Consider the following 15,430-nt stretch of genomic DNA (forward strand, 5'->3'; position numbering starts at 1 on the left):
AAGTCATCTTCAGTTATTGGCAATTAACCGTAGCAGTGAAAATTCCCGCACCCGCGTTCTCAGGCACGCTTACGCTACCCGTGCATTTCGTTTGTGCGGTATTTCCCCATTGCGCCTCAATGCGCTGTGTTCCTTTTAGCCCCGTGACATACACTTCACCGTCGTCACCTACGATCGATGTCGTACCGTCCATACTCAACACCGCGCCAAAAGGAACTACGCTCTGACCATGTTTTAAGGTAAGTAATGCACGCTTGCCTGAACGCGCCGTGAAGTCAACTTTCACGACTGCCCCTTTTGTCGGGGTCGTATCCAGAGAAGCATCCTTAATATCAATATCGTCACGTCCCTGGGTATTCACAGTAATAGTATTACGGCGATAATTGGTTAAAGTCGGCACAATGGCATTGCCCCAATAATCGGTGTAAACCCCCAAAGAATTTTGTATTTTTACATTATCGCCATTGGTAATGTGCACAATGGCAAAGGCATCCTGTATGGATTGACCAAGCGTGATTCCCTGCGAATGTGCGACAACGGAACCCTGCGCGCTATAGCCCCACTGCTTACTGTCCTTTTGATAACTGTAATTGGTGCTGAACTCGCCAGCCGATGTCCGATACCGGGAAGAGAGATAGGCACCATAACCGACATCGTTATCGGTGTAGGTTTGCTGGAGGTTGTAATTTAAATTGTTATTTTCCAGCAGCGTTCCGCTGACACCGACCTGATGCGAGCTATTACCATTTTTGGAACTCGTCAGGTTATATGTTCCCCAGGCGTTCGCCAGCCACCGCGAAAGAGGGATGTTAATTGAAACAGAAAACAGCTGATCGTTAGTGGTTGATGGCGTTTTTGTCATGCTGTAATTCAGCGACCAGTTAATGCCCTGCCAACTGCGGCTGTAACCCAGACTGACGCTGCGTTCATGACCATCCATGCCCCAGTAATCTTGCTGATAAGCATTGGCATATACCGATCCCCAACTCTGTAACGACTGAGAAAGATTAAGTTGCAGGCGGCTGCGACGGTTATAGCTATCGCGATAGCTATAGATGCTGTCATCGTCGTAGCTGTTATTACGCTGATCGAGAGCCTCCTGAAAGGTATAAAACCCGGAGGTGGAATAACGATAGCTGGCCAGCGTGACCGTGGTATTGGTTAACGGAAAATCTTTTGCGTACTGCGCGCGCCACGACTGGCCATTCGCATCCGCGCGTTCGTCGTCAAACGCGGTTCTCGCCGCCGTCAGATCCATCGACAGCGAACCAAAATCGCGTAAATCGGCTCCGATGCCGGCCAGTCCGGCGCGATATATCGACGCGCCCTGCAGACCGCCGTAAGCGGTAATTCCGAAAGGTAAGCCATAAATTGCCGTAGCCTGGCTGAATTCCGGCTCCTCGCCGTTATCAACATCGCGATATTTCCCAGCCGCCAGGCTGTACTTCAGCGCGCCTTCACGTTGCATAATCGGCACCGAGGAGCTGGCCTGAATAAAGCTGCGCTCTGTACCGTCGGCCTCCGTCACGGTGACTTCCAGATCCGCTCCTGCCGTCACCTGCGTTAAATCACGAATTTCAAACGGGCCAGGCGAGACGTTGGTCTGGTAGATGGTGTAACCGTTTTGCTTAATGGTGACTTTGGCATCGCTATTAGCAATCCCACGAACGACCGGGGCAAAGCCCTGTAATCCACTGGGCTGCATACTGGTATCTGTCTCCAGCTTAACGCCCGTCATCTGCACGCTATCGAACAGTTCGCCGTTAGTGTAGGTTTGCCCTATCTGAAGCTGGCTACGCAATGCTTTGACATCGCGTCCAAGCGTCGTATTAATAGATTGCCAACCATTATCACTCCCCCAATTGCTGGTGTTACGCAAACGCCAGGGGCCGATATTCATCCCTGAATTCAAACTTGCCCAGTTCGAAGCATTATTTTGACCTCTGGATTGTTGGTGCGATCCCGAAATATAGTAACTGGTCCACAGAGCCGGAATGCCGTCATCCCAGAAAGTGGGATTGCTTTCGCCCGAAATTTTGCGGTCGCGGTAGATCTGCGGAATACGTAATTGCAGCACCTGTGTTTCCGGACTGAAGTCATAGCGTCCATCCGAGATATATTCGCTAATATCACCCAGCAACGTATCTTCGTTAACATTATTTAATGCCGGAACCGTATCAACTTTAACGCCCAGTTCGCGCAGCTCCGCTTTGGTAAATTGCGGAATCAGTTTGCTGTTATCTTTTGAAAGGAGGTAATTTAAATTTCGTTTATCAATGCGATCCTGATCCCAAACAATCGACGTTAAATAACGTCCGGGGGATAAACCATTATGCTGTAAAAAAGCTTCAAGCGCCCCGGTATTCTCAAGTGGGGTTCCCGTTTCCAGTACACTGAGATTGAAATAATCATCAGCACAAACGGAACCACTCGCAGTCAATATCGCGAATGTCAGCGTATTGAGAGCAAAAAGTCGGGCAACACGATGCGAAGGCATAAATATCCCACACAACTCATCAATAGCTGATTTACAGCGACTGTTTACGCTGTTCGGTTTCGGAGCCAAAATCATTAATAGCGGTCCAGATAACGTCCCCTTTTACTGCAGATGGCAGCGGAAAACGCTGCTCACCAAATGGAGCGACCATCATGGTTAATGCCGAGGGGGAATGTTGCTCCGATGCAGCCTTAACCACTTTCCCCGCAACCGTCAACTGTCCAAAGGTGATGTAGAAGGGCGTTGGGTTTTTTACTACTAACTGGTTTTGATTGCGGTTAAATTGCAACGATCGCCAGGCTGTTTGCGCTTCGCTTTCTTTTAGCGAAACCGGGCGGTAGAACAGCTTTAACCTGGTCTTAATTGCAAATTGCAGCGTGTTCTTATCATGTAACTCTTCGGGGATCGCAGAAACAGATTTGATATTAGCCATAAATAATGACTCACGATCCTGAGGTAGCGCCGATTTATTTCCGGTATAAACCACGTGTAGCAGCGTCTGGCGGTTTTCGTCCAATTTATAAATTGGTGGCGTCATAATAAATGGCGCTTTACTGTCATCAATAGTACTAACCCAGCTCTGCACGAGATAACGTTTATCATTATCTTTGTTTTTTAATGCAATCTGAACTTCAGATTGGTTTGCCGGATATATAATTCGTGTGCCACCCACCACCACGCCCGCTTGAGTCGAATTTAATCCCGAGGTTAATATAAGTATTAATGCTGTGATAAGTCGCTTCATCTTTCCATTCCATTGAAATACTGGCCCTGCCTGGGCCAGGTTTATGATGATTAACGATAAAGCAGAGTATAGGTCGCTTGTGCGGTATAATCACCGGTAGTTGGTAAAGTGCTACCAACCTGGATAACCTCAGCTTTATAATTAAAAACCACGCTGCCACCATTAGCCTTGTTCAATACCGCTTCAGGATCTGAGCCATCAAATTTCACGTAGTTGCTGCTTCCTTCTGGAAGAATACGTACCCCGAGGTTCTGCGCAGTTCCTGTCGCCTGCAAGACTTCATCGTCGTATCCGGCAATACGTGTCCCATCAAATTTGATATTGAGGTTACCAATCGCTGAATCACATTCAGTCAGCGTAATTACAACAGGTTGTGAATCTCCCACTTTCTTATCTGCACCAAATGCAGTTTGTGAAAGATTGTTAAACGTCACAGTACCGTTTGTCGCCGTACCGTTTACATCCACTTTGCAACTATCGGGAAGAATCTTCCCATTGAATGTTATGGTTCCGGTATCAACAGCTAACGCAGGAACTGCGGTGCCAGCCAGTATGCTGCTGACAAACAACGAGGTGAGAATTTTTTTGCACATAACGCATTCCTTACATATGTCGACAAAAATTAACAAAGAAAAGTTAACAGGGAAATAGAGATGGGCTGGAGATGCGCTGTAGACCTGTATGTAACATACAACAGCAGATATATAATATATCGTTATCAACTCATTCAATTAAAAGCATTCCCTTGCGTCATTAATTCTACGCGCCACGATATGTAAAAGCTAACCTATGAATTTATAAAAACTATAAAAAAACAGGTTTAACATCTTGTTTTTCATATTAAATAGCGTAAAAATGATATTTTCTTAATTCTGAATTAAGTTAACATCGAAATATTCACAAAGAAAATAATCAAGAATTAAATATGCAATTGATAAATAAAAATAAATAAAAAACCGACAAAAAAACCGAGTGAAATTAACCAACAGCAAATACATACAAAAAAATAATATAATAATTTTATGAGCAGACGTAATCAGAGTTCAAAAGGGAAATGACCAGAAAGGGATGTGTAATAACGGCAGGATGGAGCCTCCCCCACACCAGCGGTGATTAACACAGCGCTGATGCGGGGGAGAACAGCTAAATCAGATATCAGTTACTACCAAACATATCTTTGATCCAACCTGCTACACCATCGCTGTCTTTCTTCTCCTGCTGGGCTGGCTGCTGCTGTTGAGGCTGTTGCTGCTGCGGCTGTTGAGAAGATTGATCGAACGGATTACCCGATTGCTGCTGCATCTCACCTTGCTGACACAACGAATCCGGATCGGTGGTCCACACGGGCAGCGTACGCATACCACCACTGCACACGAAGTTACCGTCGTAATCTACGCCCATATCAACAACATCTTCCGGCGGCGTCAGCACCAGCGGTGTTGGTGTCTGGTTCGCCAGATAACGCTGATAAATCGACATTGCGCCGCTGGCACCGTACAACTTGGTTGGCTGGTTGTTATCGCGGCCTACCCAGGTAATCGTCACCTGGCTGCCGTCGATCCCGGCAAACCAGGTATCCACATTGTTGTTGGTGGTCCCGGTTTTCCCTGCCAGATGCAGCCCCGGATACTTCGCGCCAAGCTGGCGACCCGTACCGCGTTGAACCACCTGTTGCATGGTCCACAACGTCATATATGCCGCTTGAGCAGGCACTGCGCGCTCTGCCTGCGGGAAGCTTTGATACAGCACGGTCCCATCTTCAGCAATCACCGAACGCAGTGCTGATAATGGCGCACGATTACCCCCGCTGGCGATGGTCTGGAACGCCTGCGCCACTTCAATTGGCGTCAGGTTCAACGCCCCCAGCAGCATCGCCGGAACCGGATTGAGCTGATCTTTCGGGGCGCCCAGTTTCGTCCAGGTCTCGGTAACCGCGGGCAGACCCAGCGCCATCCCCAGATTGACGGTCGGGACGTTCATTGAACGCGTTAATGCATCCACCAGCATCACTTTACCGCTTTCGCTATAGCGACGGTCATCGTTCTGCGGTGACCACACCTGGCCGTTCGGCTGGCGCAGCGCAATCGGCGCATCGGCGATCCAGGTATTCAGGCGATACAGCTTCGGCTGGCTCAGCGCCGTCAGATAGGTTGCCGGTTTTGCCAGAGAACCAATCGAACGACGCGCCTGCATCGCACGGTTATAGCCCGCAAACTGCGGCTCTGCGCCGCCGACCATAGCACGAACCTCGCCGCTAAAGCGGTCAACGACCACAATCGCGGTTTCCAGGTCGCTCAGCTTGCGCTGTTTCTTCAGCACAGGAATGCCTTCCACCGCCGCTTTTTCTGCGGCGTCCTGCGCCACGGAATCAAAGGTGGTGAAAATTTTCACACCGGAGAGATCTTTGACCTTATCGCCCAGCTTCGCCTGTAGCTCCTGGCGTACCATCTGCATAAACGCTGGCTGTGGTGAAATCACCCCGCCACGCGGCTGCACGCCTAACGGGCGCGCACTCAGCATGTCATACAGATCCTGATCGATAATCTGCTGCTGTTGCAGCAGGCGCAGCACCAGATTACGACGCTCCAGCGCCAGCTTCGGATTACGCCATGGGTTGTAGATTGACGCGCCTTTCACCATTCCCACCAGCAGCGCCTGCTGGTCAAGACTCAACTCCTCTACCGGACGACCAAAATAATACAGGCTCGCCAGCGGGAAGCCGCGAATTTCATTATCGCCGCTTTGACCGAGATAGACTTCGTTCATGTACAGCTCAAGAATGCGGTCTTTGCTGTAACGCGCGTCCATCAACAGCGCCATATAGGCTTCGTTGGCCTTACGCCAGTAGGAACGTTCACTGGAGAGGAACAGGTTTTTCACCAGTTGCTGAGTCAGCGTACTCGCCCCCTGCACCGTGCGACCGGCCGTCAGGTTAGCCAGCACCGCACGACCAATCGAGTAGAGGCTGACGCCATCATGCTCATAGAAGTGACGGTCTTCGGTTGCCAGCAGCGTATCAACCAGCAAATCCGGGAAGCCGCTGCGTGGAACGAACAGGCGCTGCTCACCGTTAGGGGAAGAGAGCATGGTAATCAGGCGTGGATCGAGACGGAAGAAACCGAACTGGCGGTTGTTATCCATATTCTCGATGGTGTCCAGATGATCGCCGTCAAAGGTCAGACGCGCGCGCACCTGCCCTTCTTTACTGTCCGGGAAGTCAAACGGACGACGAATCATCTCAATGCTTTTCGCCTGCACGGTGAATTCGCCCGGGCGCGTCATTTTCGTTACCTGACGGTACTGTGTCGCCTCCAGCAGTTTCACCATCTCGTTCTTGCCGATCGGCATTTCTGGCTCAAGGTTAACCATGCGGCCATATACTGCCGCAGGCAGTTGCCAGACTTTACCGTCGATACGGCTACGGATTTTTTGGTCCAGATACACGCCATATATCGCGATCAGCACCAAAAAGACGATCGACAGTTTTACCAGCAGCCAGAACCAGCCGCGCTTACCACGAGGCTTACGCCCTTTGCCTTTACCCTTACGCGGCATCGGTTCTTCATCCTCATAGTCATCATCATAATCATCGTCATACTCATCATCTCTGAGTTGACGACGGCTCACCTTTTGTTTCACCGGACGTGAGGGTTTCCCTTTACGTCCAATTGGCTCGCGGTCATTCCCCGCCATGCTTTTTCTCCGCAACATTCAGGCGCAAAGGCCCGATTCTCTGTTCTTCCGTCAGGCGACAGAAGAAGAAATCTCTCAATTTTCAGCTGTATTTATGCCGGATGGCGGCGTAAAACGCCTTATCCGGCCTACGTTCGCCCTGATAAGCGCAGCGCCATTAGGCAACCACGCATACAGCTATGAATACTTTTTGGTGCGCCGCGTTGGCGCGGTATTCGCCGGATCGTCCGGCCAGACGTGCTTGGGATAACGCCCTTTCATCTCTTTTTGTACCTCACGGTACGATCCTTTCCAGAATGCGCTCAGATCGCTCGTTACCTGCAGCGGTCGCTGGGCCGGAGACAGCAGTTCCAGCACCAACGGCACACGCCCCCCGGCGATGGTTGGCGTATTCGCTTCGCCAAACATTTCCTGCATCCGAACGGCCAATACCGGAGGGTTATCCTCGTGATAGCGAATGGCTATCCGGCTTCCCGTCGGCACAGTGTAATGCGCAGGAAGCTCACTATCCAGACGTTGCAGCATCGACCAGTCCAGCAAACCGCGCAATGCCTGGCCCACATTTACTGCTTTGAGCGCACGTAAAGAGTGCACACCGCTCATGTGCGGCAGCAGCCAGGTCTCCAGCGTCGCCAGCAGAGAATCCTCATCTACCGCAGGCCAGTCGTACTCAGGTAACCAGTTTGCCGCACACTGCAAACGCAGCCGAAACTGCTCGGCCTCCGGCGTCCAGTTGAGCACACTTAACCCTTTATCGCGAATACCATTCAGCATCGCCTGATGCAACTCATCTTCCGAGAGCCTGGCCAGTGGCTGCACTTTTAGCGTCAACTGGCCTATCCGCGTGCGGCGCAGTGCTTTTAACGTTCCCTGGGCTTCATCCCATTCGATGGTGTCGGACTGTTGCAGCAGTTCAGGACACGTCTGCATCAACGCTTCAATATCCAGCGGCAACGCTAACAAAATACGCGCATCCGGTGACGCGCTGCCTTGCAGTAACAGCGGCGCTATCAGCCACTCATGGCGTCCCAGGGCGTCATCGGCATCCAGCATCGCGCCCATGCCGTTGGCCAGTTGATAGCGTCCTTCTTGTCCACGTCGACGCGCGATCCGATCGGCAAACGCCTGCGCCAGCAACGAGGGGAGCAGCGCGCTATCGGGCTGCCCGCTGCGAACGTTAAGCCGTTTCAGCAATTGCTGGCTGCGCTGCTGCCAGGCGGGCTGATTTCGTGAAAACGCGACAGCCAAATCGGTGCTGCCCCCGCGCGGCGGCTCTTCCAGAATTGCTGCCAGTTTTGCCGCCGATGCGGCTTCATCGTCATTGTTGGTGCTAACCAGCATAGCCGCTAAACGGGGATCGTTACCCAACGCCGCCATTTTCTGCCCCGTGGCGCTGAGTCTGTCGCCCTCCAGCGCGCCCAGCATCTGTAACAAACGCGTTGCCGCCTGCAGGTTGATAGCGGGTGGCGTATCCAGCCAGTTCAACTGTGCGGGATCGGTGCATCCCCATTGCAGCAGCTCCATCAGCAGCCCGGACAGATCGCTCTGTAATATCTCAGGCTCTCCCTGTGTCGCCGCTCTTTCCGCCTGCTCTTTAGCAAGCAAATGTAGGCAGATACCTGGCTCCAGACGCCCGGCGCGTCCGGCACGCTGGGTCATTGAGGCCTGGCTGATACGTTGGGTAATCAGTCGCGTCAAACCGGTGCGTGCATCATAACGCGCCACGCGCTCCTGGGCGCAGTCCACCACCAACCGGATCCCTTCAATCGTTAAGCTGGTTTCGGCAATATTGGTCGCCAGCACCACTTTGCGCTTACCTTGCGGCGCAGGCAAAATCGCCTGACGCTGCTCAGCCAGCGTCAACGCGCCGTATAACGGACATAACACAACATCGCCGCCCACACGCGACGCCAGCTGTTCCTGCACGCGCAGGATTTCCCCTACGCCCGGTAAAAACAGTAGCAGCGACCCGCTTTCGTGGCGCAGGAGTTCCACCGTCGCTATCGCCACCGCTTCATCAAAACGCAGATGCGCCGCCAACGGCTGGTAGCGCCGTTCAACAGGAAACGCGCGACCTTCAGAAACAAGGGTAGGCGCTTCAGGCAACAGCTGCTGCAAACGCCCGTTGTCCAGTGTGGCTGACATAATCAGCAGCTTTAAATCGTCCCGCAGGCCTTGCTGTACGTCCAACAGCAGCGCCAGTGCCAGATCCGCCTGCAGGCTGCGCTCGTGAAATTCGTCGAGGATCACCAGCCCAACGCCCGCCAGTTCAGGATCGCGCTGGATCATGCGCGTCAGGACGCCCTCCGTCACCACTTCAAGCCGGGTTTGCGGCCCCACGCAGCTTTGCGCACGCATGCGATAGCCCACGGTTTCGCCGGGCTTTTCGTTCAGCGACTCCGCCAGTCGTTGTGCCACATTGCGAGCCGCCAGGCGACGCGGCTCCAGCAGGATAATGCGCCCCGATATCCCCTGATGCGCCAGAAGCTGTAGCGGCAGCCAGGTCGATTTCCCGGCACCGGTCGGCGCGGTCAGCAGGACCTGCGGTGAAGCATCAAGGGCAGTAAGCAGTTCAGGCACTATGGCGGCAACGGGCAACGACGTCACAAATGACTCCAGAGGGTTAACATTCTTCGCGCTGCATTGTAGCATCGCGTTAATTCATAACCGAGTATCCATCATGTCTGAGCCAAAACGGCTGTTCTTTGCCATTGAATTGCCTGCTGAGGTTCGGGAGCAGCTCATCCACTGGCGAGCCGCACAATTTCCACCGGAAGCGGGCCGCCCGGTCGCCGCAGACAATCTGCACCTGACGCTGGCTTTTTTAGGGGATGTGAGTGCCGAGAAACAGAAGGCGCTATCACAACTGGCTGGACGCATTCGCCAGCCAGGTTTTACGCTCAAACTGGATGATGCCGGGCAATGGCTGCGTTCGCGGGTCATATGGTTGGGAATGCGCCAGCCGCCACGCGGGTTATTGCAACTGGCCAATATGCTGCGAGCACAGGCCGCACGCAACGGATGCTACCAAAACCCACAGCCCTTTCACCCGCATATCACGCTCTTGCGCGATGCCAGCCATGCAGTCGCCATCCCGCCCCCCGGTTTTTGCTGGTCATTTCCGGTTACGGAGTTTGCGCTTTATGCCTCGTCATTTGAGCGAGGACGCACTCGCTATTCAATCTTGCAACGCTGGGTGCTGAGCAAATAATCAAGGGTATTATTCATGCAATTTTCTCCCCCTTTACAACGCGCTACGCTAATTCAGCGCTATAAACGTTTTTTAGCGGATGTGATCACACCTGATGGCACAACCTTGACGCTACACTGCCCAAATACCGGCGCGATGACCGGATGCGCAACCCCTGGGGATACCGTCTGGTATTCAACATCAGAAAATATTAAGCGGAAATATCCACATACCTGGGAATTAACGCAAACCGCATCCGATGCATTTATTTGTGTTAACACGCTATGGGCCAATCGCTTAACGAAAGAGGCTATTCAGAATGAGCTCATTGCGGAGCTTTCTGGCTACAGCGTGTTGAAAAGTGAAGTAAAATACGGCGCAGAAGGCAGCCGTATTGATTTTTTGTTACAGGCAGATTCCCGGACTGACTGCTATATTGAAGTAAAATCAGTCACGTTGGCGGAAAAAGAGTATGGTTATTTTCCCGATGCCATAACAGAACGAGGGCAGAAACATCTTCGGGAATTGATGAGCGTAGCGGCTGAAGGTAAACGTGCCGTCATATTTTTCGCGGTACTACATTCAGCCATTACACGGTTTTCACCCGCGCGTCATATCGATGCAAAATATGCGCAGTTATTAGTCGAAGCACAGCTAAAGGGGGTCGAAATTCTGGTTTATAAAGCGGAACTTTCTGCCCATAGTATGACTCTTAAAGAGCCGTTGCCCATTGCCTTGTAATGGTGTAAACAACGGGTTAATTAGTATTCTGGCCGCGTGCGCAAATACGCTTTTCCTCACAGGGTTGTCAAGTGTTACGTATAGATAATTGCTATCCGGAAAAGCATCTGCTATTTATAGCGACCTGATTTTTCCCCCGAACATGGGGATCGATAGTGCGTGTTAAGGAGAAGCAACATGCAAGAAGGGCAAAACCGTAAAACATCGTCCCTGAGTATTCTCGCCATCGCTGGGGTGGAGCCGTACCAGGAGAAACCGGGCGAAGAGTATATGAACGAAGCCCAGCTGTCGCACTTCAGGCGTATTCTTGAAGCATGGCGTAATCAACTCAGGGATGAAGTCGATCGCACTGTGACTCATATGCAGGACGAAGCGGCTAACTTCCCTGATCCGGTTGACCGTGCCGCGCAGGAAGAAGAATTCAGCCTTGAGCTGCGTAACCGTGACCGTGAGCGCAAACTGATCAAAAAGATCGAGAAGACGCTGAAGAAAGTAGAAGACGAAGATTTCGGCTACTGCGAATCATGCGGCGTAGAAATTGGTATTCGTCGTCTGGAAGCCCGTCCAACAGCCGATCTATGCATCGACTGCAAAACGCTGGCAGAAATTCGCGAAAAACAGATGGCGGGTTAATCCCGTAGACTGTTGCATGCCGGGTAGCATTACGCTCATCCGACAGTACCTGGGCGGGAGTTTCTCCCGCCTTATTCTTTTATATTATCCATCGACATGACAGACAAACCCTATATTGGCCGTTTTGCCCCTTCACCTTCTGGTGAACTGCATTTTGGTTCCCTGGTAGCCGCCCTCGGCAGTTATCTGCAGGCCCGTGCACAGCGCGGAATCTGGCGGGTACGCATTGAAGATATCGATCCCCCTCGTGAAGTTCCCGGTGCTGCAGAGACGATTCTGCGTCAGCTGGAACATTACGGGCTGCACTGGGATGGCGAGATCATGTGGCAGTCGCAACGCCATGACGCCTACCGTGAGGCACTGGCCTGGTTACAACAACAAGATTTAAGCTACTACTGTACCTGTACACGCGCCCGTATTCAGAGTATTGGCGGGATTTACGACGGTCATTGCCGTACGTTACGCCACGGGCCGGAAAATGCAGCGGTACGCATCAAGCAGCAGCATCCCGTTTTACACTTTAACGACCTGTTGCGCGGCAATATTCACACCGACCCAGAGCTTGCACGGGAAGACTTTATTATCCACCGACGCGACGGACTGTTTGCTTATAACCTTGCGGTGGTGGTTGATGACCATTTCCAGGGGGTAACTGAGATTGTACGCGGCGCGGATCTCATCGAACCGACTGTACGCCAAATTTCGTTGTATCAGCAGTTCGGCTGGCAAGTACCGGACTATATTCATCTGCCGTTGGCGCTCAACGAGCAAGGCGCTAAACTTTCTAAGCAGAATCATGCGCCTGCCCTGCCGCAAGGCGATCCACGCCCGGTTCTCATCAACGCGTTGCGCTTCCTCGGTCAGAACACTGTAATACCGTGGCAAGCGCTGAGTGTGGAAGAATTACTGCAAACTGCGGTGCAAAATTGGACGCTTACGACTGTGCCGGGTTCAGTGAATGTAAATCCGGCATTCTCAAATGACTCATGCTGAGCTATGATTAGCCGCGATTTTTACACAGCAACACTTGTTCTGACTGAAGTTTGACACTACCGAGGTGCACTATTTTTACCCGAGTCGCTAATTTTTGCCGCAAGGTGCTAAGCCGTGAGGAGCGCGAGGCCGAGCTTGCCGTCGCCCGTCCGCATATGACGGTAATCCCGCGTGAGCAGCACTCTATCTCCCGCAAAGATATCAGTGAAAATGCCCTGAAGGTAATGTACAGGCTCAATAAAGCCGGATACGAGGCATGGCTGGTAGGCGGTGGCGTACGCGATCTTTTGCTGGGCAAAAAGCCGAAAGATTTTGATGTCACCACCAATGCAACGCCAGATCAGGTGCGAAAACTGTTTCGTAACTGTCGCCTGGTTGGGCGCCGATTCCGTCTGGCCCATGTCATGTTTGGCCCGGAAATTATCGAAGTTGCGACCTTTCGTGGACACCATGAAGGCAGTGAGTCCGATCGCACAACGTCACAGCGCGGGCAAAACGGTATGCTGCTGCGCGACAACATCTTCGGCTCCATCGAAGAAGATGCTCAGCGTCGCGACTTCACGATTAACAGCCTGTATTACAGCGTGGCCGATTTCACCGTGCGTGATTACGTCGGTGGTATGCAGGATCTCGAAGATGGCGTCATCCGCCTGATCGGTAATCCGGAAACGCGCTACCGCGAAGATCCTGTACGTATGCTGCGTGCCGTGCGCTTTGCCGCCAAGCTCGACATGCGTATCAGTCCGGAAACCGCAGAGCCGATCCCACGTCTGGCAACGCTGCTTAACGATATTCCCCCCGCACGCCTGTTTGAAGAAGCGCTCAAACTGTTACAGGCGGGCTATGGGTATGAAACCTATAAAAAACTGCGTGAGTACAGCCTGTTCCAGCCGCTGTTCCCAACCATTACGCGCTATTTCACCGAAGACGGTGACAGCCCGATGGAACGCATCATTGCCCAGGTATTGAAGAACACCGATAACCGCATCAATAATGATATGCGCGTTAACCCGGCGTTCTTGTTCGCCGCCATGTTCTGGTATCCGCTACTGGAAACCGCGCAAAAAATTGCCCAGGAAAGCGGTCTGGCCTATTACGACGCCTTCGCGCTGGCAATGAACGACGTGCTGGATGAAGCCTGTCGTTCACTGGCTATCCCAAAACGCCTGACGTCGCTCACCCGTGATATCTGGCAGCTTCAATTACGCATGTCCCGTCGTCAGGGTAAGCGCGCCTGGAAGCTGATGGAGCATCCAAAATTCCGCGCTGCCTACGACTTGTTGGCCCTGCGTGCCGAAGTGGAAAATAACGCCGAGCTGCAGCGTCTGGCGCAGTGGTGGGGCGAATTCCAGGTGTCGGCGCCGCCTGAGCAAAAAGGCATGCTGAACGAACTCGACGAAGAACCGGAACGCCGCCGCCATCGTCGTCCGCGCAAACGTGCGCCACGTCGCGAGGGTTCCGCGTGACCCTCGCTTATATTGCGCTCGGCAGCAATTTAGCCTCACCTCTGGAGCAGGTTAATGCTGCCGTGCAAGCGATCGGCGACATTCCCGATAGCCGCATCGTCGCCGTTTCCTCGTTTTACCGTACCCCGCCGTTAGGCCCACAGGATCAGCCAGACTACCTGAACGCCGCAGTGGCGCTGGAAACCGCACTCGCGCCCGAAGAATTGCTCAATCATACCCAACGCATTGAGCTGCAGCAGGGACGCGTACGTAAAGCTGAACGTTGGGGGCCACGCACGCTGGACCTTGATATTATGCTGTTTGGTGATGAAGTGATTAACACCGAACGTCTGACCGTGCCGCACTACGACATGAAGAACCGCGGCTTTATGCTGTGGCCACTTTTTGAAATCGCGCCTGAACTGATCTTCCCGGACGGAACCAGCCTGCATCAACGCCTCTCCCAGCTCGGTGCAGCAAAACCTGCACACTGGTAAAATAATTATTCTCCTTTAGCGTTTACAGCTTTCGCGCCAAACGATTGCTTAAATCAATTGCCCCCCTGAATGTGACTGCTAGAATGCCGTTAAATATGACTTTTACCATCAGGAAATGTTATGAAACCGACAACAATCTCATTGCTGCAAAAATACAAGCAAGAGAAGAAACGCTTCGCGACGATTACGGCCTACGACTACAGCTTCGCTAAGTTATTTGCCGATGAAGGCATCAATGTGATGCTGGTTGGCGACTCGCTGGGCATGACCGTTCAGGGCCATGATTCTACCCTCCCCGTCACCGTTGAAGATATCGCCTACCACACCCGCGCAGTGCGTCGCGGCGCCCCCAACTGCCTGCTACTTTCCGATCTCCCGTTTATGGCCTACGCTACGCCAGAACAAACCTTTGCAAACGCGGCGATTGTGATGCGCGCGGGTGCCAATATGGTCAAGATCGAAGGCGGTGCGTGGCTGGTTGATACGGTGAAAATGCTCACCGAGCGCGCCGTCCCAGTTTGCGGCCACCTGGGATTGACGCCGCAATCGGTAAATATCTTTGGCGGCTATAAAATTCAGGGTCGCGGCAATGCCGGCGACGTTCTGCTGGAAGATGCGCTGGCGCTGGAAGCCGCTGGCGCTCAGTTGCTGGTACTGGAATGCGTTCCGGTTGAGCTGGCGAAGCGCGTCACCGATGCGTTGTCGATTCCGGTTATCGGTATTGGCGCAGGTAACGTCACTGATGGACAAATCCTCGTCATGCATGATGCCTTTGGCATTACCGGCGGCCATATCCCTAAATTTGCCAAAAATTTCCTCGCTGAAGCGGGCGACATGCGCGCCGCAGTACGGCAGTATATTGCTGAGGTTGAATCCGGCGTCTATCCGGGTGAAGAACACAGTTTCCATTAATTTATCTGCCAGCACGCCATTACGCCGGATGGCGACGCTACGCGCCTTATCCGGCCTACAACTTCACGCGTAGGCCTGATAAGC

12 protein-coding genes are annotated in these 15,430 nt (G+C 52.7%); 7 read left to right on the plus strand and 5 right to left on the minus strand.

Features of this window, described 5'->3' with window-relative positions:
• Positions 1-13 precede the first annotated feature (13 nt).
• From OGX91_RS14045 to hrpB, 5 genes are all read right to left on the minus strand, one after another.
• The gene (locus tag OGX91_RS14045; RefSeq protein WP_199947490.1) at positions 14-2,497 is read right to left on the minus strand and encodes a fimbria/pilus outer membrane usher protein; all 2,484 of its coding nucleotides are present in this window, start codon (positions 2,495-2,497) and stop codon (positions 14-16) included.
• A gap of 31 nt (positions 2,498-2,528) precedes the next feature.
• Complete coding sequence (locus OGX91_RS14050; RefSeq protein WP_199947489.1) at positions 2,529-3,242, minus strand: fimbrial biogenesis chaperone; 714 nt, start codon at positions 3,240-3,242, stop codon at positions 2,529-2,531.
• 50 nt (positions 3,243-3,292) lie between these two features.
• A complete protein-coding gene (locus OGX91_RS14055; protein ID WP_005120612.1) occupies positions 3,293-3,835 on the minus strand; it encodes a fimbrial protein in 543 nt (180 codons plus the stop codon).
• 562 nt (positions 3,836-4,397) lie between these two features.
• Positions 4,398-6,935 carry a bifunctional glycosyl transferase/transpeptidase gene (gene mrcB, locus OGX91_RS14060; protein ID WP_199947488.1) on the minus strand — a complete coding sequence of 846 codons (2,538 nt, stop codon included), beginning with the start codon at positions 6,933-6,935 and terminating at the stop codon, positions 4,398-4,400.
• 177 nt (positions 6,936-7,112) lie between these two features.
• Positions 7,113-9,542, minus strand: a complete 2,430-nt coding sequence (gene hrpB / locus OGX91_RS14065; protein ID WP_286626573.1) for an ATP-dependent helicase HrpB — start codon at positions 9,540-9,542, stop codon at positions 7,113-7,115.
• A 73-nt stretch (positions 9,543-9,615) separates the two neighbouring features.
• Between hrpB and thpR the strand changes: the two genes are divergently transcribed.
• The 7 genes from thpR to panB all read left to right on the plus strand — a co-directional run bounded on the left by thpR (position 9,616) and on the right by panB (position 15,346).
• Positions 9,616-10,146, plus strand: a complete 531-nt coding sequence (gene thpR / locus OGX91_RS14070; protein ID WP_005124715.1) for an RNA 2',3'-cyclic phosphodiesterase — start codon at positions 9,616-9,618, stop codon at positions 10,144-10,146.
• A gap of 15 nt (positions 10,147-10,161) precedes the next feature.
• On the plus strand, positions 10,162-10,866 hold the full coding sequence (sfsA, locus tag OGX91_RS14075; protein WP_005124714.1) for a DNA/RNA nuclease SfsA: 705 nt from the start codon (positions 10,162-10,164) through the stop codon (positions 10,864-10,866).
• Between the two features lie 177 nt (positions 10,867-11,043).
• A complete protein-coding gene (dksA, locus tag OGX91_RS14080) occupies positions 11,044-11,499 on the plus strand; it encodes an RNA polymerase-binding protein DksA (protein ID WP_003829221.1) in 456 nt (151 codons plus the stop codon).
• A 96-nt stretch (positions 11,500-11,595) separates the two neighbouring features.
• Positions 11,596-12,492, plus strand: a complete 897-nt coding sequence (gluQRS, locus tag OGX91_RS14085; protein ID WP_286626576.1) for a tRNA glutamyl-Q(34) synthetase GluQRS — start codon at positions 11,596-11,598, stop codon at positions 12,490-12,492.
• A gap of 71 nt (positions 12,493-12,563) precedes the next feature.
• Positions 12,564-13,958, plus strand: coding sequence for a polynucleotide adenylyltransferase PcnB (gene pcnB / locus OGX91_RS14090; RefSeq protein ID WP_209442480.1), 1,395 nt, complete (start codon positions 12,564-12,566; stop codon positions 13,956-13,958).
• Complete coding sequence (gene folK, locus OGX91_RS14095) at positions 13,955-14,434, plus strand: 2-amino-4-hydroxy-6-hydroxymethyldihydropteridine diphosphokinase (RefSeq protein WP_005124708.1); 480 nt, start codon at positions 13,955-13,957, stop codon at positions 14,432-14,434. Before pcnB ends, folK begins: the two co-directional genes overlap by 4 nt.
• Before the next feature lie 120 nt (positions 14,435-14,554).
• Positions 14,555-15,346, plus strand: coding sequence for a 3-methyl-2-oxobutanoate hydroxymethyltransferase (panB, locus tag OGX91_RS14100; RefSeq protein ID WP_005124707.1), 792 nt, complete (start codon positions 14,555-14,557; stop codon positions 15,344-15,346).
• Positions 15,347-15,430: the final 84 nt, after the last annotated feature.

Source organism: Citrobacter sp. Cpa228 (assembly GCF_030333085.1).
GTDB lineage: Bacteria > Pseudomonadota > Gammaproteobacteria > Enterobacterales > Enterobacteriaceae > Citrobacter > Citrobacter pasteurii.

What these genes read in the sequence shown, in the direction of transcription:
- OGX91_RS14045 (WP_199947490.1), bottom strand. Translation starts at nt 2,497, where the DNA reads ATGCCTTCGCATCGTGTTGCCCGACTTTTTGCTCTCAATACGCTGACA.
- OGX91_RS14050 (WP_199947489.1), bottom strand. Translation starts at nt 3,242, where the DNA reads ATGAAGCGACTTATCACAGCATTAATACTTATATTAACCTCGGGATTA.
- OGX91_RS14055 (WP_005120612.1), bottom strand. Translation starts at nt 3,835, where the DNA reads ATGTGCAAAAAAATTCTCACCTCGTTGTTTGTCAGCAGCATACTGGCT.
- mrcB (WP_199947488.1), bottom strand. Translation starts at nt 6,935, where the DNA reads ATGGCGGGGAATGACCGCGAGCCAATTGGACGTAAAGGGAAACCCTCA.
- thpR (WP_005124715.1), top strand. Translation starts at nt 9,616, where the DNA reads ATGTCTGAGCCAAAACGGCTGTTCTTTGCCATTGAATTGCCTGCTGAG.
- sfsA (WP_005124714.1), top strand. Translation starts at nt 10,162, where the DNA reads ATGCAATTTTCTCCCCCTTTACAACGCGCTACGCTAATTCAGCGCTAT.
- dksA (WP_003829221.1), top strand. Translation starts at nt 11,044, where the DNA reads ATGCAAGAAGGGCAAAACCGTAAAACATCGTCCCTGAGTATTCTCGCC.
- gluQRS (WP_286626576.1), top strand. Translation starts at nt 11,596, where the DNA reads ATGACAGACAAACCCTATATTGGCCGTTTTGCCCCTTCACCTTCTGGT.
- panB (WP_005124707.1), top strand. Translation starts at nt 14,555, where the DNA reads ATGAAACCGACAACAATCTCATTGCTGCAAAAATACAAGCAAGAGAAG.